The following is a 21,129-nucleotide window of genomic DNA, read 5'->3' as shown; positions in this document are numbered from 1 at the left end:
CAGCGTTCGCTGTCGAACCGGACGGACCTTGCATCGTCGACTTTCGCACGCCTACTTCCGCAAGGACCGGGCCAGCTTCGCGCGAGCCCGTCCGGACAAGGGATCGGCCTCGCAGCACGGCAGTCGGAACGAGTGCGGAAGGCGGGAAGTTACGAAACTGAAACATGGGGCGCGCGGCATGCGCCGGGCCACGTGACGGCCGTGCCTTGCGGGATAAGGCTGAACAATGAAGCGCGACATTATTACCGACGGGCGGCAGGCCGTTCGCCCGACGTTCACCCCGATTTGCGGCGCAATTTCGCCGGGCGGCCGCGGCGAAATGTTTCATGCGCTTTACATGCGGTCGGCGGCACACGTGCCGCAGGTTGGCCGTGCTGTGCGCCGACCGAAGTCGGCCGCCCGCTACGTTCGCGCCGCACCGGCACCGGACCTGTCGCCGACCCGGTGCGTGCACCGCTCAGCCGACCCGCTGATGCCCCGCGTCGCCGGACGGCGTGCCGTCGTGACCGCCGTTGTCGCCGTTGTGGTCGTGATCGTTCAGCCCGTGCTCGATCATCATCCGGTAGAGCGTCACGCGTGAAATGCCGAGTTCGGCGGCAGCCTTGTTGATGCGGTGATCGTTGCGCAGCAGCGCATTCTCGATCGCGGTGCGCTCCGCGAATGCGCGTGCCTGTTCGAGCGTCACGGGCTCGGTTTCGCCGGGCGTGTCGAGCCCGAGATCGTGCGGCGTCAGCAACCGGCTCTCCGCCATCACGATCGCGCGCCGCACGCGGTTGATCAGTTCGCGCACGTTGCCGGGCCATTCGTAGCGCCGCATCGCGTCGAGCGCGGCAGACGTGAAGCCGCTGATCTTGCGGCCGCTGTCGGACTTGTATTTCTGCAGCACGTAGTGCGCGAGGATGTCGATGTCCTTGCCGCGCGCGCGCAGCGGCGGTTCGTGGATGCGCAGCACGCACAGGCGGTGATACAGGTCCGCGCGAAAGCGCGCGGCCTCGACCGCGCCGTCGAGATCCACGTGGGTGGCCGAGATGATCCGCACGTCGACCCGAATCGATTCCTGCCCGCCGAGCCGCTCGATCTTGCCTTCCTGCAGGAAGCGCAGCAGGCTCGCCTGGCTTTCGACCGGCATGTCGCCGATTTCGTCGAGAAACAGCGTGCCGCCGTTCGCCGATTCGATCCGGCCCGCCCGCCGCTGGTTCGCGCCGGTGAACGCACCGCGCTCGTAGCCGAACAGTTCCGACTGCAGCAGGTGGTGCGGAATCGCGCCGCAATTGATCGCGACGAACGGCCCCTTGCCGCGGCCGGAGCGCTCGTGAATCGCGAGCGCCGTCAGCTCCTTGCCGGTGCCCGACTCGCCGGAGATGAACACGCTCGCGTCGGTCTTCGCGACCTTGCGGATCGTGCTGAACAGCTGCTGCATCGCCTCGCAGTTGCCGATCATCCCGTGTTCGCCGATCGACGCCGCATAGGCCGCGCCGTCGACGCGATCGAGCGCGGCCATCCCGCGCGCATGGCCGAGCACGTGCGAAATCCATTCATAGGGCAACGGCAGCGTCACGTAATCGAAGCAGTAGCTGCGGATCAGTTCGCGCACGGCGGGGCTGATCGTGATGCCGGCCTGCGCGATGGAAATCCAGCCGATCGACGGCTGGCTCAGACACGCCTTCAGCGCGGGATAGTCGCGCGACGTGAATCCGGTGAAATCGACCAGCCCGGCCGCGACGCTCACGCCGGACGTCATGTTCTGCGCGGCGCCGGCCGTCTTCGCGACCGCGATTTCCCAGCCCAGCCCGCGCAGTTGCGCCAGCAACGGCTCGTCGGGGGAACGCATGATCACGAACAGCTTGCGTCCGTCCTCGGGCGCGGTGACGGACACATGCGTCGTCTCGGGCGCCGCGTGCCCGTTTGCGTCAGGTGACCTAGCAACCATCGTTGTTCCCCGCTTGGCGTTGGTATCGCGCGCCGGCTCGCCGTCGCGCACGACGGACCTCGATCGAACCGACATATTGGCCGCATTTCCGTCCGAATAAAATCCCCCCGTGAAGGAATCGCACGTGAGGTGGACATTGTCATGAACGGTATATCGATGCGGCCCGCGCGCGGCTAGATGGGTGTTATCCCGGTGGCGGATGCGGCGCGCGCGGTGAACCGGCGGCTGCGCGGCGCGCAAAGCCGCGCCGGTGCTGGCGCGCGGCGTGCTCGGACGATGCCGCGCGCGCGAAATCGGCTCGCCCGCGCATGCGTGCGCGGACGCTCGACCGGCCGACGGGACGCCCGCGAACCCGGTTCGAATTGATTTCGGTCAATCGTCAGAGGAAGCCGGCCGATGCGGGAACGCAACAGGCGCGGCACGGCGCCGCGCGCGCCGGCATGGGGGCATATCAGCGGCCCGACGCGAGCGGCGCCGGTGCGCTCGTGCGGCCGCGGCCGGCCGGCGCGCCGCGGTGTTCGCCGTAGGTGGCGGCCAGCGCATCGACCCGCGCGAGATGGTGATGATTGTCGTGATCCCACGGATGGAAGCCCGGCCGGAAGAAGCGCAGCCATTCGCCGGCGATGCGCGGGAACAGCCCGCGGCGCGGCCCGTACAGGAACGCGACCATCCGCAGCATGCCGCGCACGTGATGGCCGGCGCCGCGATCGCGCCACAACAGCGTCGCGTGCATCAGGAACACGGTCGGCCAGAACGTCAGCGTCGTCAGCAGATACACGCCGATGCGGATCAGGTAACGGCGCAACCCCGGTCTCATTGCCGCATTCCAGACGTCGAACGACACGGCCTTGTGCTCGGTTTCCTCGAGCGCGTGCCAGATCCACATCTGGCGGTAGCCCTCGACCGAACCGTCGAGGCGCGTCGGATCGCGCAGCAGCCAGTCGGCGAGCATCGCCGTGTAGTGTTCCGCCGCGACGGTATGCGCGAGCTGTACCGAATGCGGCAGCTTGCGCTTCATGTAGCCGAGCACCGCCCACACGCGCTTGTCGAGCTTGCGCGCGGGCAGACGGTTCGCCTGCATCAGCTCGTTGTATTCGATGTGCTCGCGCGTATGCATCGCCTCCTGGCCGATGAAGCCGAGCACCTGCTGCTTCAGCACGGGATCGTCGATCCGGTCGCGATAGTTGCGCACCGAATCCATGAAAAAGCGTTCGCCGGCCGGAAACAGCAGCGACAGCGCGTTGAAGAAATGGGTCACGTGCGACCCGAGGCCATGCCAGTCCTTCGCGCGTTCGACCGGCAGGTCGAAACGCAGGTCGCGGCGCACCGGCATGATCCCGGCTGCGGTGGCGGCAGCGGCTGACTTCATGTTCATCGTTCTCCTGGTTCCGGGGCGGCCCGGCGCATCGTTCGACGCGGCCGGCGCGGGCCCGGGCGGTGCGTCGCGCACCGCCAAAATCTTGACATCGACAGCTGTAAAGATAGGCCGCCCGCAGCCGCGCGCGCAAGCCGCGCGGTAGATGCGCGCTTCCAAACAGTGCACGGTCGATGAGGTGGAAAAAACGGCGCTCGAACAGCGTCGGGACGGCGGGGGATTCGAACGCGCGAGACCGTGCGCGCGTAATGTTCTGGGAGTGAAGCCGCATCGCACCGATGGTCCGAAATCCCCGTGCGGCGGGCGTTGCGCGGAAGCCGGCGCCCGCGCGCGGCATTCGGCCGGGCATCCCGGTAGCACCGATTCATACGCGCGTCGCACGCGCGCGGTGCAACCGCTGTCGCAAGGTCCGCGAAAAATTCAAACGCGCGTTCCATTTGCGTGCCGGGCGATCGCGGCCGAGATGGGCCGCCCCGGTCCGCAGCACGCGCGGGACCGGCCGGAAACCGCACGGGGCGGCCCGCTGCGCGCTCGCCTACAATAGCGGTTTTACCCATCCTTTTTCAGGAGAAGTCATGTCTGTCATCACGACCGAATCGGGCCTCAAATACGAAGACCTGACCGAAGGCACCGGCGCGGAAGCGCAAGCCGGCAAGACCGTCAGCGTCCACTACACGGGCTGGCTGACCGACGGTCAGAAATTCGATTCGAGCAAGGATCGCAACGACCCGTTCGCGTTCGTGCTCGGCGGCGGCATGGTCATCAAGGGCTGGGACGAAGGCGTGCAGGGCATGAAGGTCGGCGGCGTGCGTCGCCTGACGATTCCGCCGCAACTCGGCTACGGCGTGCGCGGCGCCGGCGGCGTGATTCCGCCGAACGCCACGCTCGTGTTCGAAGTCGAACTGCTCGACGTCTGATACGGCTCGCGCCGCCGGCTGACGCCCCGCCTCATGGCACACCTTCCGTCTCCCACCGTCGCACTGCAACGCTACGACATGCGCGAAGCGTCGGACGTGCACGACTTTCACCAGATCGTGCTCGGCATCGACGGCGCGATGGTGATGGCGGTGGACGGCGTCAGCCAGCGTCTGGACCGCCACGCCGCATGGCTGGTTCCGGCCGGCGCGCGCCACGATTACGCGGGCCTCGGCGAGAACCGCCAGCTCGTGCTCAATCTTCCGCTCGCATCGCTCGCGGTACCGCAGCGGCTGTTCGACAGCGCGCGCGCGATGGCGATCGATCCGGCGCTCACCGCGCTGGTCGCGCAGATCGCGGCGGCCGCCGCGCAACTCGATGCTCACGCCGGCGACGCACAGCGCGCCGCTGCGCACCGTTTCCAGTGGCAGGCTGCCGCACGGCTGTGCGGCGCGCTGCTCGACGAACGCGGTATCGCGGCGCCCGCATCGGGCCTCGATTTCGCGCGCATCGACCGCTGGCTGCGCGCACGGCTCGCGGAGCCGCTGCGCATCGCCGACCTCGCCGCGCACTGCGGCTACGGGATGCGCCGGTTTCATCAACTGTTCGTCGATGCGTTCGGCGAAACGCCGCATCGCTACCTGCAACGGCTCAGGCTCGACGCGGCCGTGATCCTGCTCGCGGACGGCCGTGATCCGCTCGTCGATATCGCCGGGAGGGTCGGCTTCGCCGATCAAAGCACGTTCACGCACGCGTTCACGAAGCGCTTCGGCGTCGCGCCGGGACGCTGGCGCGGCGAACGGCATTGAACGCAGCCGCGGGCCTGTGTTGAGCACGCAGCGACGCGTGTAGCGGCAAGGTTCGAGAAAGCGCGGTCGGCGCCGGCCTGTGCGCCGTCTTCGTTGGTTCTCGCTTCGCTCTCCGCCTCATTCCCGCTTTGCCCCCTTTGTTCCGGCTTCGCTTCCCCTTCGTTCCCGCTGCGTCGCACTCCGCATTCTGCGTTTCGCGTTTCGCGTTTCGGCGTTCCATCGTTTCGCGTTTCGACACTTCAGCGTTTCGACGCTTCACGTCCCACTGAAACATCCGCTACCGGCCGCGTCCTACGCTTGACGCATGGATACGACCGCCCCCGCCTCCCCCTTTCCGCCCGCGCTCGCGCGCATCGTCGCGACCGTCAGCACCGGTTTCGTCGTCACGCAGCTCGACGTGACGATCGTCAACATCGCGCTCGCGCATCTCGCCGCCGACCTGCGCTTGCCGGTGGCCGGCCTGCAGTGGGTCGTCGATGCGTACACGCTCGCGTTCGCGGTGCTGATGCTGTCGGGCGGCGCGCTCGGCGACCGCTTCGGCGCACGTCGCCTGTACGTCGCCGGCCTCGCGCTGTTCGCGCTCGCGTCGCTTGCGTGCGGCGCCGCGAGCACGCCCGCGATGCTGATCGCGGCGCGCGCGCTGCAAGGCGTCGGCGCCGCCGCGATGCTGCCCAATTCGCTCGCGCTGCTCAACGACGCGTGCCGGCACGACCCGCACCTGCGCGCACGGGCCGTCGGCGGATGGACGGCGGCCGGTTCTGTGTCGATCGCGGCCGGCCCTGTGGTCGGCGGCCTGCTGATCGCGGCGTGGGGCTGGCGCGGCATCTTCCTCGTGAACCTGCCGCTGTGCGCGGCCGGGCTGGCGGCCGCCTATGCGTGGGTGCCCGCACGTCGCGCGGCGGCCACGGCGTCCGCGCCATCCACTTCCATTCGCACGCTCGACCTGCGCGGCCAGTTCATCGCGATCGTCATGCTGACCGCGCTGACCGGCGCCGTGATCGAATGGCGGCCGCTCGGCTTCACGCATCCGGTCGTCGCCGGCGGCTTCGCGCTGGCCGCCCTTGCCGCGCTCGCGTTCGTCGCGGCGGAAGCGCGCACGGCCACGCCGATGCTGCCGCTGTCGCTGTTCCGCCATCGCACGTTCAGCGCGGCCGTGCTGTTCGGGATCTGCGTGAACCTCACGTACTACGGCACCGTGTTCGTGCTCGCGCTGTATCTGCAGCGCGCACGCGGCGAATCGGCGTTGCAGGCCGGTCTCGCGTTCCTGCCGCTGACGGGCGGCTTCCTGCTGTCGAACCTCGCGAGCGGCCGCGTCGTCGCGCATCACGGCCCGCGTGCGCCGATGCTGGCGGGCGCGCTCGTCGCCGCGCTCGGTTACGGGTCGCTGCATTTCGTCGACGCATCGACGCCGCTGGCCGCCCTGCTCGTGCCGTTCCTGCTGATTCCGTCGGGCATGGGTTTCGCGGTGCCGGCGATGACGACCGCCGTGCTCGCGTCGGTCGCGCCCGAGCACGCGGGCATCGCGTCGGCCGTGCTGAATACCGCGCGGCAGGCCGGCGGCGCGATGGGGGTGGCCGCGTTCGGCGCGCTCGCCGGCGGAGGCGGCGCGGCGCAGGTCGTAGCCGGCCTGCGGATCGACACGGCCGTGTCGGTCGCGCTGCTCGCCGTCGCCGCGCTGCTCGCGACATGGGTGCGGCCCGACGCGCATCGCGGCGCACCGCCCGCGCGTCAGGCGACGGCGGCCGATTGAACGGCGGCGGTCATGCGTCGCCGGGATCGCGCTGAATCAGGTGACGCCACGGAAACACGTTGCCCTCGAAGTGACGCACGTAGCCGCCGCTGCCGGCCTGGATCACCATGAACGACAGCCGCGGATGCAGCGCCTGCAGCGCTTCGAGCGCGTCCCGGTCGAGACAGGTATTTCTCAGCGTCAGCGCGTGGAGGCGCTGGCCGGCCGGGCTCTTCAGCAAGCGCTCGTATGCGTCGAACGACGTCACGCTGCCGGCGACGCGCGCGTGCTTCCACGTCGAATGCAACGCGGTCGACTCGGAGAAATCGAGCGAGCCGAGCGACGCCATGTTGTCGCTGCCCGCAAGACGTTCGATGAACTGCTGCGTGTCGTCCGCGCCGCCGATGCGCAGCCGCGCGAGATACGGCAACGGCACGTCGAAGAACCGCGCATCGGGTGCGTTCGGCACCGTCAGTTCGGTGAGAAACGGCGCCTTCGCGGCAAAGCGCGCAATCTCGCCGCCCTCCTGCATGATCAGGTCGCGGCGCACGATCATCGACTGGTTGTGATCGGCCGGCTCGGTCGGCCGCACATACAGCGAACGCAGCATCGGAAAGCGCGCATCCGAATCGAGCAGCGGACCGAAATCCCATTCGCGCGTGCCGTTCGCACCTTCGTCGGGCCCGCTGAATGCCAGATCGGTCACGACGCTCGCGACGTCCCGTTGCGCCAGGCACGCCAGCGTCCAGTCGAACGGTTCGCCCCACGTTTCGCCGAAGTACCTGACATGCAGCCCGGCCCGCATCGGCGCGACGTCGACATGATTGAAATCGGTCAGCCACAGCGGCTCCGCCGGATCGCGATGGTCGCGCCCGTCCTCGGCCGCTTCGCGCTCGCCGTGGTCGTGAATCCGGCGCTGCAGGTCGAGCAGGCGCCGGTAACCGGCGGAATCCAGCGGATGGGTCATGGCGAGGCGGCTCCGGTCGATGACGATCGCGACAGTCTATCCGACGGTGTCGCCCGTTCGCACGACGCTCAGGGGCGCGTCTTGGCGGCCTCGTCGCCGAGCTTCCTCACGACCGTCTCGGCCGCCTTCAACGGCCGGCCGTCGTCGTGCCGCAGCGCGAGCTTGCGGATCGCGCGCCCGGTGCCGCGATCGACCAGCACCGAATGCGGCTCGCCGCGCGCGAACAGGTTCGCCTCGCCCCACTGCCGCAGCATCACGATCACCGGGAAGAGCCCCTCGCCCTTTCTGGTCAGCGCGTACTCCTGATATGCGCTGCCGTCCGACGCCGGCACGACGTCGAACACGCCGGCGTCCACCAGCATCCGGAGCCGGTCGGACAGGATGTTGCTCGCGACGCCGAGGCTCGCGCGGAAATCGCCGAAGCGACGCACGCCGTCGAACGCGTCGCGCACGATCAGCAACGCCCAGCGATCGCCGACGATATCGGTCGCCCGCGCCACCGGGCACGGCGAATCCGCAAGACTTTTCTGCCTGGCCATGTTCCTCTCCGCATTCGTGCCGGCCGCCGTCGCGGCAGCGCCGGCCACCCGTGCGCGAGCTGCCGCCCGCCGCACAACAGGTTGCATTTTAAAACTACTTTCCCTACACTCCAAACCAGTTTTAATTTGCAACTACTTTGCACGAGGGAACCCGTGGCGTCTTCCTGTCATACCGGCACCGCTGCATCGAACGCCGCTGCGCATGCGGCGCCCCCGGCCGACGGCGGCCGCCTGTCCGCGGCACGTGTCGCGCTGCTGGCCGTCTGCTGCGCGGCGAGTGTCGCGAACGTCTACTACGCGCAACCGCTGCTCGACTCGATCGCGCGGGATTTCGGTGTGTCGCAGGCGGCCGTCGGCGGCGTCATCACCGCGACGCAGCTCGGCTGTGCGCTCGCGCTGCTGTTCGTCGTGCCGCTCGGCGACCGGCTGAACCGCAAGCGCCTGATCGCCGTGCAGCTTCTGCTGCTGACGGCGGCCTGCCTCGGCGTGGCCGCGTCGTCGACGCGCGTCGCGCTGCTGGCGGGCATGGTCGCCGTCGGGCTGCTCGGCACCGCGATGACGCAAGGGCTGATCGCCTGCTCGGCCGCCCTCGCGGGCGCGGGCGAACGCGGGTGCGTGGTGGGCGCCGCGCAGGGCGGCGTGGTGGTCGGGTTGCTGGCCGCGCGCTCGCTGGCCGGTGTCGTCACCGATCTCGCAGGCTGGCGGGCCGTCTATCTCGTGTCGGGCGCGCTCGCGATCGCGATGCTCGTCGTGCTGTCGCGGCTGCTGCCGGACGAGCGCGCACCGCGCGAGCGCATCGGCTACGCGGCGCTGCTGCGATCGATGGTGTCGCTGCTGCGCGACGAACGCGTGCTGCGCGTGCGCGGCGCGATCGCGCTGCTGATGTTCGCGGCATTCAGCATCTTCTGGAGCGCGCTCGTGCTGCCGTTGAGCGCGCCGCCGCATGCGATGTCGCATACGCAAATCGGCGCGTTCGGCCTCGTCGGCGCACTGGGCGCGGCGGCGGCGGCCCGTGCGGGCCGGCTCGCCGATCGCGGGCGCGGCGAAGCGACGACCGGCGCCGCGCTCGCGCTGCTCGCGTGTTCGTGGCTGCCGCTCGCGTTCGGCGATACGTCGATTGCACTGCTGATCGTCGGCATCGTGCTGCTCGACGTCGGCGGGCAGGCCGTCCACGTCGTGAACCAGAGCCTGATTCTCGGCGCACGACCCGATGCGCATGCGCGCCTCGTCGGCTGCTACATGCTCTTCTATTCAGCCGGCAGCGGGCTCGGCGCGATTGCGTCGACGATGATGTATGCGCGCGCGGGATGGACGGGCGTCTGCGTGCTCGGCGCGGTCGTGAGCGTGGCGGCGCTCGGCGTCTGGGCCGCGACGCTCAGGCGCGCGTGACGCGCGCCGGCGCCGTGTGTTGCATGAAGAACGCCGGCCCGCCGTGAGCGGCCCGCATGCGAACCGGCGCGCACGCCTCGCGCCGGATGGGCGCGCTCAGCCGGCCGCCTGGATCGCCTCTTCGTACACGCCGGCCACGCGCCGCGCGATCACCGCGTTGTCGAAATGATCGCGCGCATAGCGCTTGCACGCGGCGGCGTCGGGCAGCGTGATCGCACCCGACAGCGCGGCGCCGAGCCCTTCCGCGATCGCGCCCGCGCCCGTGGACGGCAGCACGAGATCGTCGGACAGCCCCGCCACCGCCTCCGGCAGCCCGCCGACCGGCGTGACCAGCACCGGCGTGCCGGACGCGAGCGATTCGACGGTGATCAGCCCGAAGCCTTCGAGCGCGACCGTCGGCACGACGCTGACCGTCGCCGCACGGTACAGCGCCGCGAGATGGTGATCGGGCACGAAGCCGAGCAGCTTCACGTTGTCCTGCAGCCCGGCCGCATCGATGCGCTGCTGCAGTTCCTCGCCGATCTTGCCCTTGCCCGCGATCAGCAGCAGCACGTCCGGGTGGCGGTGCCGGAGCAGGCCGATCGCGTCGATCAGATCCTCGAGCCCCATGCGCCGCACCAGCCGGCGCACGGCCAGCACGATCGGCCGGTCCTGCGGCAGTTGCAGCTTGTGGCGCGCCTCGCCGGGCGTGAGCGGCGTGTCGAACTGCGCGGTATCGACGCAGCCGGGAATCACGCGCACGCGCGACGGATCGATCCCGTAGCGGTTCGTCAGGATCTGGCCGAACGCCTGCGACAGCACGATCAGCCGCGACGAACGCGTATAGACGGCCTGTTCGAGATAGCGCTTCGCGCGCTGGCCGAGCGACGCGGCGCCTTCGACCTGGCTTTCGTCCGCCCACGGCCCCTGGAAGTGCGACACCTGCGGAATCCCGCGCGTGACGTCGAGGCCCGGGAACGTGTACAGCGCGAAGTGCGACGAGATCACGTCGGGCCGCTCGCTGCGGATCTGCTCGCGCAGCGCGCGCCGCGCGGCGAGCATCCGGCGCGCGAGCGACTCCGACGCGGGGCCGAAGCCCTGGATCGCACCGGCCGTGTCGTCGGCGACCTTCGGCGAGCCGGCGACGAGCCCGCGCACCTCGACGCCCGCGCCCGGCAACGCGCCGACGAGCGAGTAGTACATCCGGTCGAGGCCGCCGGCGCGCTCGGGAAACCAGTGCATGCCGATTTGCAACGATTTGATCGGCCGGGAAGAGTGGGACATCAAGAGTGCTCCTGCGTGAGCGCAGGCTCGACCCGCTCGAAAGCGGTCGGCTGCGAGGGTTGGCCGATGCGCCGGTAAAGCGCGACATACTGGGCGCCCATGTGCGCCCAGCCGAAGCCGGTCATCAGTTCACGGGCCGCGTCGCCCATCGCGCGACAGGTGTCGCGCGACGCCGCGAGCGAGCCGATCGCCTGTGCGAGCGCCGCCGGATCGTCCGGGTCCTCCAGCACGATCCCGCATTCGCGCGTGATGATTTCCGCGCCGCCCGCGGTGCGCGCGGTGACGACCGGCAGCCCGGCCGCCATCGCCTCGAGCAGCGACAGGCTCATCGCTTCGTAGCGCGACGGGAACACGTAGGCGTCGACCGAGCGCATCAGCGTCGGCATGTTTTTCACGAGACCGAGGAAATGCACGCGCGACGCGATGCCGAGCGCGCGCGCCTCGTCCGGATACGGGCTGCCGGGCAGATAGCCGGCCACCGCCAGATGCACGTTCTCCGGCAGCTTCGTCAGCGCCTTCAGCACGGTGCCGAGGTTCTTGCGCGGCGTGCGCAAATCGCCGACGAACAGCAGCAGGAACGCGTCGTCCGGCAGCTTGAACGCCGCGCGGTCGGCCTGTGCGCCCGCGAACGCACTGCCGTCGACGCCGTTGTAGATCACGCTGATCTTGCGGCTGTCGATACCGAGCCCGGCGATCTCGTCGGCCACCTTCTGCGACACGGCCGTGATCGCACGCGAGCGCCGGTATGCCCAGCGCTCGAGCGTGGTGTTCACGCGCGTGTAGACGTACTGGTAAGCCGACCACAGCCCCTTGGTCGGGCCGAACGGATAGTACGGACTCTTGAACCAGCCGCCGTGCACGAAGTGCGCGGTATTCACGTCGGCCTTGATCCACGAGATGAAGCCGTTCACGTGCAGCACGTCGTACGCGTCGCGATGCGCGCGCAGCCACGCCGCGCTCTTCAGCGCGAACACCTGCTGCTTGACGAGATTCGACGGCCAGAAGCCGCCGACCTTCACCGGCACCCAGCGCACGCGCGGGTCGGCCAGCAGTTCGGGCGCGACGTACGACGCGACCAGCGTGACCTCGTAGTTTTCGGCCAGCGCCGCGCGCGCGATTTCGTAATTGACGCGGCCCTGCCCGTCGTTATGTCGCACGACGTGCGTGACGATTGCGATTCTCAATGGTCGCCTCCCCGTAAACGCGCGGCGGCCAGCTGGCGTTGCGTCTTTTGCCAGTGCGCCGCGGAAAGAATCGAAAAAATGGCTGTGAACATCAGCAGGCCGCCCGTGCCGATCAGCGAGTTCGTGAACACGAGCATCGCGAGGGTCGACAGGCACAGGCTCAGGCACGCGGCGACGAACTTGTCCTTGCGCAGCCTGAACGCCGCGCGCAGCGTGCGGCCGAACAGCATCGCGACGCCGGCGAGATACAGCAGCGTGCCGGGCCAGCCGAGCACGAAAGGCACGTTCATCACGCCGCTGTCGAAGCTGCCGTACTTGCCGAGCTCGCCGCTGTCGCTCGACAGCTTCGTGGATGCCCCCGTCGCGCCCATCCCTTCGCCGGCGACGTCGGTGAACGCCGTCTGCGCGAAGGTCGCGTAGAACTTGTTGCGGTCGTCGTAGCTGCGGTCGTCCTTCAGGTTCGTGATCGACTGCAGACGCTGGCCGAGACGATCGGCCACCGGCCCGACGGTCAGCAACGGCACGCACAGCCCGACCAGCACGACGCCGCTGATCAGGATGCGCATCCGCACGCGGTTGTTCGACTGCGCGAGCTGGATCGCGAGCGCGATCACCCAGCCGCCCCAGGTCGAGCGCACGAGACACAGCGCGAACGACACGAAACCGGCCACGCCGGCGAACCAGCGGATCTTCTGCGGCGCCGCGAACACGAACACCAGCGCGCCCATGATCGCGAACGCGAACGGCCCCGACGAGTTCATCGTGCTGAACACGCGCACGCCGTACGGCACCGGCTCGCCCTGCGAACCCATGTCGGAACCGATCATCCACAGGACGTCCCACTGCGGCATCACGAAATACTGGACGATGCCGTACAGGCCCATCACGAGCGCGCCCCACATGAACGTGGACAGCAGCACGTCGCGGTACTCCGGGTAGTCGCGCGCGTTGACCATGATGTGAAAGCCGATCAGCACCGGGTACACCCAGTTCGCGAGGTCGTAGGTCGCGGCCATCACGCCGCTCGACACGATCCCGACGAGGTACGCGTACGCGAGCCCGAACAGCATCAGCAGGATCGGAATCCCGCGCCGCTGCGCGAGCACGCGGTAATGCCGGATCAGACCGAGGCCGGCGATCATCGTCACCGCGAGCGGCGCGACCTGGATCAGGCTCGTCGGCGTGAACGCGCCCTTCGACCAGTCGGCGAGACGCCGCACTTCCGGGCTCAGGAACCACACCCACCACATGAAGCCGACGTAGCGCGCCGGGCTCTTGAAATACAGCCACAGGCCGACCGCGATGGCCAGCACCGGAAACGCGAGCGTCAGCACCTTGCCCTGGTGAATGGCGATCAGCGCGGCGGTGAACGTCCACAGCCCCGCCTGCCCGACCCAGTGCTTCGGTTCGGGCAGGCGGCGGCGGTTGCGCGACGGGGCGCGTTCGGCGGCGATCGTACTCATCGATCCGCGCTCACCGCGACGACGGGTGCGAATCCGCGAGCGGCATCGCCACGCCCGCGGCCGCCGGCGTGCGGCGCCGGCGCAGCATGTCGCGCGTGATCCGCACATGCTGCTCGGCGAACGCCTGCGTGGTCAGGTCGCGTTCGCGCAGGCACGCGGCGGCGGCCCGCGCGCAATCGAGCGCCGCGGCCGGATCGGCGACGAAGCGATCGGCGGCCTGGCGCATCGCCTGCGCGTCGAACGCCGGCACGTAGGCAGCCGTATCGTGCGGGAAGTAGTCGCTGAGCCCGCCCACGTCGGATACGATCATCGGCTTGCCGACGGCTGCCGCCTCGAGCATCACGGTGATGCCCGACGCGTGGAAGTTCGGCCGCAGCGGCACGACGATCACGTCGGCCCACGCATACAGCTCGTGCTGCTTCGCGAGCCCCGACGCCGAGCCGATCTGCACGTTCGGCGCGTGCCACTCGCGCGGCACGCGGCGGCGCGTCGCGAGCCGCACGTCGTAGCGCGCGTCGCCGCCGAACGCGGCGAGGAACGTGCGCCAGTCGCGGTCGCGGTCGTTGCCGATCGCCGCGATCCGCAGCGGCCGGTTCGGGTGCCATTGCCGCGGCTCGGTGAGCGGGAAGTCCTGCGTATTCAGCCCGTAGTACACGAACTCGGCGTCGCGGCCGAGATAGCGGCGGCACAGCTCGGCGTTGTCGCGGGCGAGCGTGGTCAGCGCATCGGCGCGCGCGATCAGCTTGCGATACAGCCAGCGGCGCGGACCGCCGAAGCTGCCCCACTTGTCGAACAGCCACACGCTCTGCGCGAGCAGCAGCGGGCGCTTGCCCCGCTCGCCGGCGAGCTTCAGGATCAGCGACGCGGCGAGATGCTCCTGTTCCGTGTGCGTCCAGATCACGTCAGTGTTCAGCAGCGCGGCGCGGTTGCGCCACGCGTGCACGAGGTCGAAGCCGAGCGCCGCCTTCAGCGCGCGGCGCGCGAGGCCGACGACACGGTTCTCGCCGCCGTCCTGCGAATAGGTCAGCCGGAATTCGGCGGACTCGGCGTGGTGATAGCCGTACAGGCAGCCGATGTTCTCGCCTTTCCGGTAGGTACGCGGATCGGCGCCGTGAAACAGATGGACGTGGACGTTCGTTGCAGTCATGCGAGCCCTCCGTGGGTGGCCGCGCGCGAGGCGCGCAGGCCGTTCAAGACGTCACCGGCGGCATCGCCGCACGATGGGGGGCAAGGTTCGCGCGGCGGGCGTCGCGCGCGCCGCGGCGCACCGCGCGCCAGTGCTCGCGCATCCGCTCGCGCTTCGTCGTATGCAGCGACAGCAGCACGTGTGCGAGGCCCGGGTAGACGCGCGTCCCGACGAGCGTCCACCACCACCACGCGATCTCGCGCTTCAGCGGCGGCAAGTGCTCGCGCAGGATCAGGTGCAGGTTGTACGCGCCGTTGCTGATCGCATTCAGCGACGCGGCATCGCGCCGATCGTCGTCGAAGCGTTCGGCCGGAAAATGATCGACCGCGATCGCCGGGTCGTAGACGAGCTTCCAGCCGTCGCGCCGCACGCGCATGCTGAAACCCATGTCGTTGTGCACCTGCGCGCCGGCGCCGCGCAGCCGCGTGTCGAAGCGCAGCCGCTCGATCGCGGCGCGGCGGTAGCTCATGTTCGCGCCTTTGAGCATGTCGACTTCGCGCGGGCCGCCGACGCCGAGATGATGATTGCCGACGATCTTGCCGGACAGCGTGAGCTGCCCCACGCGTTCGCGCGATTCGTCGAGCACGCGGCCCTTCTCGTGGACCCAGTCGCGCCCGCCGACCGCGCCCACGCGCGGATCGGCGGCGAACACCGACTCGACGCGGGCGAGCCAGTCGGGATGCGGTGCCGCGTCGTCGTCGGTGATCGCGACGATGTCGCCGTTCGCCGAGTCGAGCCCCTTGTTCAGCGCGGCGACCTGGCCCGGCACGTCGACCGGCACGATGCGCAGCGGCAGCGCGCCGCCGACCGCCGGATCGGCGAGCCGTTCGTGCGTGGCATCGTCCTCCGGGCGCGCGACGACGATCACCTCGTCGGGCAGCCGATGCTGCCGCTGCAGCGCCAGCAGGCAGCGCGCGAGGTCGGCGGGACGCCGATAGGTCGGAACGAGCACGGAAATTTTCATCGTTGGTTCTCCTGTCGGCCGGGCGCGCGGCGTGCGCCGCCCGCCCGGTTACGTGCGATGCGGGTCAGGCGCTCAGGTATTCGTGCACGGCCGCATAGCCGCGGCCGTAGCCGCGCGCCTTCGGCGGCACGCCGTTGAAGATCCCGCCTTCCAGGTCGACGCCCGCGGTGCGCAGGCGCTTGATCGCGTCGGCGATCTCGCCTTCGGTATGCATGCCCGAGCGCAGCACGAGGAAGGTCGAGCCGGCCATCCGGCCGATGATCGTCGCGTCGGTCACCGCCAGCACCGGCGGCGAATCGATCAGCACGACGTCGTAGCGCTTGCCGAGCCCTTCGAGGTATTGCGGCAGGCGCGTCGACATCAGCAGCTCCGACGGGTTTGGCGGGCGCGTGCCGGCCGAGATGAACGACAGGCCCTGCACCGGTGTCTCGCGCACGGCCTCCTCGAGCGCCGACTGGTCGCTCAGCAGCTCGGACAGCCCCGGCTGCGACGTGAGGCCGAAGTAGCGGTCGAGCACGCCGCGGCGCATGTCGGCGTCGATCAGCAGCACGCGCTTGCCCGAATGGGCGAGCAGCACCGCGAGGTTGACCGTCAGGAAGCTCTTACCGATGCCCGGCGTCGGGCCCGTCAGCACGATCACGCGGTTCTTCGCGTCCATCATCGCGAACTGCATCGCGGTGCGCAGGCTGCGCAGGCTCTCGACGCTCAGATCCTTCGGACGCAGGCTCGCGAGGATCGGACGCGTGCGGCTGCCGCCCTTCTCGGCCTGCGCGTCGAGCTTCACCTGCTCGGCGCTTTGGGGCACCAGCCCGTACAGCGGCAGGTTGAACGCGCGCTCGATGCGGTCCGGATCCTCGATGCCCTGGAACAGGTTGCGGCGCAGGAACACGACGCCCGTGCCGAGGATCAGCCCCAGGAAAACCGCCGCCGACAGGATCAGCACCTTCTTCGGCTTGACCGGGTCGCCCGGACGCAGCGCCGAATCGATGAGATGGATGTTGCCGCCCGTGCCGGCCTTCTGCACCGACAGTTCCTGCACGCGGTTCAGCAGCAGCACGTAGATGTCCTCGGCGACCTTCGCGTCGCGCTGCAGCTGAACGGCCTTCACCTCGGTAGCCGGCAGGCTGCGGAAGCGGTTGCTGAACTTGTCCTTCTCGGCCTGCAGCTCCGCGAGCTGCTGCTTCGCGGCGATCACCATCGGATGCGAATCGGTGAAGCGCTGCGCGAGCGACGCGAGCTGCAGGCGCTGGGCGGCGATCTGCTGCTCGTACTGCACGCTGCCCTCGAGGTAGACCTTCGCCTCGTCGCTCGCGTTGATCGAGCCCGACGTGCGCTGGTACTGCGTGAGGGCGGCCTCCGCGCGTTCGAGATCGGTCTTCAGGCGCGGCTCCTCGCTCTTCAGGAAGTCGAGCATCTTGGTCGCCTCGGCCTGCTTCGCGATCACGTGCTGATTCAGGTACGACTGGGCGAGCGCGTTCGCGATCGCGGCGGTCTGGTCCGGGTCCTTGCCTTCGAGCGAAATCTGCACGACGCCCGTCTGCTTGCCCTGCTCGGTCACCTGGATGCCGGCCTGGAAACCGCTGATCGCGTCGAGGTCGTTGTAGCGCACCACCGTGAACTGCGTGCCGGGGCGCGCGACGAGCTTCGACACGAGCAGCGTCACGCCGCCGCCCTGCGACGATTCGCCGACATGGCCCGACAGTAGCCGCATGCCGCTCGGATCGACGACCGAATAGGTGCCGTTCGGGCCGGCCGTCAGCGTCAGCTTCTTGCCTTCGAGCGCGGGCACGACGCTGATCGAATCGACGTCGGCGACTTCGCCGCCCCACGCATACGACTTCAGGCCGAGCCACGGCCGCGCCGGCTGGCCCGGCGTCGCGACGCGCGCGGCGAGGCTGCCGATCACCGGCAGCGTCTTCGGCACGACCGAGAAGTTCAGCTTGAACTGCTCGACCACCGGCGCGACCACGCCGCGGCTCTTGATGATCTCGATTTCCGCATCGGTCGGCGCCTGCTGCGGACCGCTGTTGATCATCGCGCCCGTCTGCGTCTGCGTGAGCGCCTGCGTCGTGCTGTCGTTGCCTTCGACCCGCACGTGCACGTCGGCCTGGTAGACCGGCTTCGCGATGTAGCAGTAGAGGCCGGCGAGCGCGACAACCGTCACCGCGATGCCGAGCAGCAGCCAGATGTCGTCCATGATCACCTGGAGCAACTGGCCGAGGACGACGTCCTCTTCCTCGGTTTTCGCGCTCAGGTCTGCGTAGGAGTGTTTCGCTTGCGTGTTCACCATTCGTTCCCGCTTGAGTGGTGCCGGGGAGGCGGGCGCCGCCCCGGCGGGCTATCAGCGCGTGATTTGCCGCATGTAGAAGATCGTCTGGATCGTCGGCAGCACCTGCTGCAGTACGCGGTTGAACTGCACCGAGCTGGCCGTGCTGACGTACACGACGTCGAGCGGTTGAAGCGGGAAGCGGCTCGACAGCATCAACGCATCGGGCTGCGTCATGTCGAGGCGGAACACTTCGGGCTTGGTCGGGTTGTCGCGCATGCCGCGCATCACGTAGATCTTGCGCGGGTTCGCGTCGGTGTCGAGGATGCCGCCGCCCGCGGTCAGCGCATCGGCGATCGTCAGCCGGCCCTTGAGCATCGGCACCGTGACCGGCGTCTTGACCTCGCCCATGATGAACACGCGGCTGTCGCTGCGGTCCGGCACGTTGACGATGTCGCCCGGCTGCAGCATCACGTTCTGCTTCACCTCGCCGCGATCGAGCACGCCGTTCGCGTCGAGCGTGTAGAGCTTGCCGTCGCGCGTGAGGCGCACGCGCTGCAGGTCGGCTTCGTTGGTCGAGCCGCCCGAGCGCGAGATCGCGTCGACGAGCGTCAGCGGCACGTCGCTCACCGCGAGCGGGCCCGGCTGCTTCACCTCGCCCGTCACCTGCACCTTCTGGCTGCGGAACGACAGCACGCGCACGTCGAGCTGCGGATTCTTCACGTAGCGCGCGAGCGTCGCGGCCATCTGCTCGCGGATCTGCGCGACCGTCTTGCCGGCCACGTGGATGCGGCCGACGAACGGGAAGAAGATCGTGCCGTCGGCGGCCACCGTCTGGCCGTACGGATCGGCCTGGCCCGGCAGCGCGGTCGTATACGGCTGCTGCAGCGCACCCGCGACCGATTGCGTCGTGTTGCCGCCGCTCGAGAACGACTGGCCCTGCGGCGTCGTCAGCTCGGGGTGGTCCCAGACGGTCACGCCGAGGATGTCCTGCGGGCCGACGCGATACACGTATTGCGACGGATCGGTGTAGCGTCCGGGCGGCAGCGGATGGTCGACCTGCGCTTTCTGCAGCTGGTCCATCACCACCTTCGCGTCGATGTAATGAACCGGATAGGTCTCGGCCGCTTGCTGCCGGCCTTCGTCCTTCAGGTTCGACGAGTCGAGATAGTTGCCGGGCGCGGTTGCACAGGCCGACAGGAAAGTCGTCAGCGCGACGGCAAGCGCCACCGGGCGCATCGGGCGTTTCAGCATAGTTTCTGTAGCCATCCTTGAACCAGACGTTCGATCAGTGAGTAGCTCTCGCGGTAATCGGCCTCGGGGCCGCCGTGCGGGTCGGCAATCTCGGCCCCTTCCCACTTGCCGAGCAGGTGGACCTTGCCGCGCGCGAACGGGTCGACCGATTCGACGGCCGCGATCTGTCCGCGCTCGCTGACGAGAATCAGGTCGGCGTCGCGCACGAGCCGGCGCGACAGCCGCCGCGAGCGGTGCGGCGTCGCATCGACGCCCCGCTCGGCGAGCAACTGCCGCATCACCGGATCGATGCCGTCGCCGTCGTTCGCATGCACGCCGGCCGAGTGGAACGTCGGACGCGGGCCGCCGCGCGACGCGGCGTGCGACTTGAACAGCATTTCCGCTGCCGGACTGCGGCAGACGTTCGCGTGGCAGACGATCAGGATGTTCCGGAACATGGCGCCTCGTGACGAGTGACGGGGAAACGGGTTACGCGCTCGCGGGCGCGGTGCCCGGCACGCGGGCGGCGATGGCCTGGCGCGAGCCCGGCCGGCCGATCGGGTGGTATTCGATGCCCTGCTCGCTCATCGCCTCCGGCTCGTACAGGTTGCGGCCGTCGAAGATCACCGGCGTTTTCCACAGGCGGCCGAGCGCGACGAAATCCGGGCTCTTGAACGCCTTCCATTCGGTGACGATCACGAGCGCGTCGGCATCGCGCGCGGCCTGCGCCTCGTCGTCGACGAAGCTCAGGCGCGCGAGCCAGTCCGGGTGATCGGCGAGATCGAGCGCGATCACGCGGCGTGCCTCCTTCTGCGCGACCGGGTCGTACGCGGCGACGCGCGCGCCGCGCGACAGCAGCTCGGCGATCAGCTCGCGGCTCGGCGCTTCGCGCATGTCGTCGGTGTTCGGCTTGAACGCGAGGCCCCAGATCGCGAACGTGCGGCCGGTCAGGTCCTCGCCGAAGCGCGCGACGATCTTCTCGGCGAGCACGCGCTTTTGCGTGGCGTTGACCGACGACACGGCCTTCAGGATCTGCAGCGCCTGCCCGTGCTCGTCGGCCGTGCGGATCAGCGCCTCGACGTCCTTCGGGAAGCACGAGCCGCCGTAGCCGCAGCCCGCGTACAGGAAGTGATAGCCGATGCGCGGGTCGGAGCCGATCCCGCGGCGCACGGCCTCGATGTCCGCGCCGAAGCGGTCGGCGAGGTTCGCGAGTTCGTTCATGAACGAGATGCGGGTCGCGAGCATCGCGTTCGCCGCATACTTGGTGAACTCGGCCGAGCGCACGTCCATGTACAGCGTGCGTTCGTGGTTGCGGTTGAACGGCGCGTACAGCTTCTTCATCAGCTCGCGCGCGCGCTCGCCCGGCACGTCGTCGTCGCAGCCGATCACGATGCGGTCCGGCCGCGTGAAATCGTCGACCGCCGCGCCTTCCTTCAGGAATTCCGGATTCGACACGACCGAGAACATCTGGTCGCCGCCGCGCTTCGCGAGTTCCTCGGCCACCGCCGCGCGCACGCGCTCGGCCGTGCCGACCGGCACCGTCGACTTGTCGACGATCACCTTGAAGCCCGTCATGTAGCGGCCGATGTTGCGCGCCGCCGCGAGCACGTACTGCAGGTCGGCCGAGCCGTCCTCGTCGGGCGGCGTGCCGACCGCGATGAACTGCACGTCGCCGTGCGCCACTGCTGCTTCGATGTCGGTCGAAAAGCGCAGGCGGCCCGCGGAGCGGTTGCGCGCGATGACTTCCTTCAGGCCCGGCTCGTGGATCGGCACGCCGCCGTTGTTCAGGATGTCGATCTTTGCCTGGTCGACGTCGAGACAGAACACGTCGTGCCCGATGTCGGCCAGACACGCGCCGGTGACGAGTCCTACGTAGCCGCTGCCGATGATAGTCAGATTCATGATGTGTCGGACCTC

17 protein-coding genes are annotated in these 21,129 nt (G+C 69.2%); 4 read left to right on the top strand and 13 right to left on the bottom strand.

Annotated features, from left to right (window positions below; all coding sequences use genetic code 11):
• Positions 1-457 precede the first annotated feature (457 nt).
• A complete protein-coding gene (locus WJ16_RS23355; protein ID WP_069261101.1) occupies positions 458-1,930 on the bottom strand; it encodes a sigma-54 dependent transcriptional regulator in 1,473 nt (490 codons plus the stop codon).
• A gap of 451 nt (positions 1,931-2,381) precedes the next feature.
• Positions 2,382-3,299, bottom strand: a complete 918-nt coding sequence (locus tag WJ16_RS23345; RefSeq protein ID WP_069261100.1) for a metal-dependent hydrolase — start codon at positions 3,297-3,299, stop codon at positions 2,382-2,384.
• A gap of 581 nt (positions 3,300-3,880) precedes the next feature.
• Between WJ16_RS23345 and WJ16_RS23340 the strand changes: the two genes are divergently transcribed.
• The 3 genes from WJ16_RS23340 to WJ16_RS23330 all read left to right on the top strand — a co-directional run bounded on the left by WJ16_RS23340 (position 3,881) and on the right by WJ16_RS23330 (position 6,779).
• A complete protein-coding gene (locus WJ16_RS23340) occupies positions 3,881-4,222 on the top strand; it encodes an FKBP-type peptidyl-prolyl cis-trans isomerase (RefSeq protein WP_069259438.1) in 342 nt (113 codons plus the stop codon).
• Positions 4,223-4,255: 33 nt separating this feature from the next.
• The gene (locus WJ16_RS23335; protein WP_069259437.1) at positions 4,256-5,029 is read left to right on the top strand and encodes an AraC family transcriptional regulator; all 774 of its coding nucleotides are present in this window, start codon (positions 4,256-4,258) and stop codon (positions 5,027-5,029) included.
• Between the two features lie 304 nt (positions 5,030-5,333).
• Entirely contained in the window at positions 5,334-6,779 is a 1,446-nt protein-coding gene (locus WJ16_RS23330; RefSeq protein WP_069259436.1) for an MFS transporter, read from the top strand.
• Positions 6,780-6,789: 10 nt separating this feature from the next.
• On the opposite strand, the gene WJ16_RS23325 is transcribed toward WJ16_RS23330, so the two are convergent.
• Complete coding sequence (locus tag WJ16_RS23325; RefSeq protein WP_069259435.1) at positions 6,790-7,725, bottom strand: hypothetical protein; 936 nt, start codon at positions 7,723-7,725, stop codon at positions 6,790-6,792.
• Between the two features lie 68 nt (positions 7,726-7,793).
• Positions 7,794-8,264, bottom strand: a complete 471-nt coding sequence (locus WJ16_RS23320) for a winged helix-turn-helix transcriptional regulator (RefSeq protein ID WP_069261099.1) — start codon at positions 8,262-8,264, stop codon at positions 7,794-7,796.
• A gap of 153 nt (positions 8,265-8,417) precedes the next feature.
• Here WJ16_RS23320 and WJ16_RS23315 point away from each other — a divergent pair, with 153 nt between their 5' ends.
• On the top strand, positions 8,418-9,653 hold the full coding sequence (locus WJ16_RS23315; RefSeq protein WP_069259434.1) for an MFS transporter: 1,236 nt from the start codon (positions 8,418-8,420) through the stop codon (positions 9,651-9,653).
• Positions 9,654-9,749: 96 nt separating this feature from the next.
• On the opposite strand, the gene WJ16_RS23310 is transcribed toward WJ16_RS23315, so the two are convergent.
• From WJ16_RS23310 to WJ16_RS23270, 9 genes are all read right to left on the bottom strand, one after another.
• Entirely contained in the window at positions 9,750-10,916 is a 1,167-nt protein-coding gene (locus tag WJ16_RS23310) for a glycosyltransferase family 4 protein (protein WP_069259433.1), read from the bottom strand.
• The gene (locus WJ16_RS23305) at positions 10,916-12,100 is read right to left on the bottom strand and encodes a glycosyltransferase family 4 protein (RefSeq protein WP_069259432.1); all 1,185 of its coding nucleotides are present in this window, start codon (positions 12,098-12,100) and stop codon (positions 10,916-10,918) included. The genes WJ16_RS23310 and WJ16_RS23305 overlap by 1 nt, the downstream gene beginning before the upstream one ends.
• Positions 12,097-13,563, bottom strand: coding sequence for an O-antigen ligase family protein (locus WJ16_RS23300; protein ID WP_069259431.1), 1,467 nt, complete (start codon positions 13,561-13,563; stop codon positions 12,097-12,099). Before WJ16_RS23300 ends, WJ16_RS23305 begins: the two co-directional genes overlap by 4 nt.
• A 10-nt stretch (positions 13,564-13,573) precedes the next feature.
• A complete protein-coding gene (locus WJ16_RS23295; protein ID WP_069259430.1) occupies positions 13,574-14,710 on the bottom strand; it encodes a glycosyltransferase family 4 protein in 1,137 nt (378 codons plus the stop codon).
• A gap of 43 nt (positions 14,711-14,753) precedes the next feature.
• The gene (locus tag WJ16_RS23290; RefSeq protein WP_069259429.1) at positions 14,754-15,713 is read right to left on the bottom strand and encodes a glycosyltransferase family 2 protein; all 960 of its coding nucleotides are present in this window, start codon (positions 15,711-15,713) and stop codon (positions 14,754-14,756) included.
• 64 nt (positions 15,714-15,777) lie between these two features.
• The gene (locus WJ16_RS23285; protein ID WP_069259428.1) at positions 15,778-18,003 is read right to left on the bottom strand and encodes a polysaccharide biosynthesis tyrosine autokinase; all 2,226 of its coding nucleotides are present in this window, start codon (positions 18,001-18,003) and stop codon (positions 15,778-15,780) included.
• A 51-nt stretch (positions 18,004-18,054) separates the two neighbouring features.
• On the bottom strand, positions 18,055-19,233 hold the full coding sequence (locus tag WJ16_RS23280) for a polysaccharide biosynthesis/export family protein (protein WP_069259427.1): 1,179 nt from the start codon (positions 19,231-19,233) through the stop codon (positions 18,055-18,057).
• Complete coding sequence (locus tag WJ16_RS23275) at positions 19,227-19,670, bottom strand: low molecular weight protein-tyrosine-phosphatase (RefSeq protein WP_069259426.1); 444 nt, start codon at positions 19,668-19,670, stop codon at positions 19,227-19,229. The genes WJ16_RS23280 and WJ16_RS23275 overlap by 7 nt, the downstream gene beginning before the upstream one ends.
• Positions 19,671-19,701: 31 nt before the next feature.
• Positions 19,702-21,114: a UDP-glucose dehydrogenase family protein gene (locus WJ16_RS23270; RefSeq protein ID WP_069259425.1), complete on the bottom strand. Its 1,413-nt coding sequence runs from the start codon at positions 21,112-21,114 to the stop codon at positions 19,702-19,704.
• Between the last annotated feature and the right edge of the window lie 15 nt (positions 21,115-21,129).

Source organism: Burkholderia metallica, assembly GCF_001718555.1.
GTDB lineage: Bacteria > Pseudomonadota > Gammaproteobacteria > Burkholderiales > Burkholderiaceae > Burkholderia > Burkholderia metallica.
Note: the sequence above shows the minus strand (reverse complement) of the source record. Positions and strands in the feature narration are given on the sequence as shown.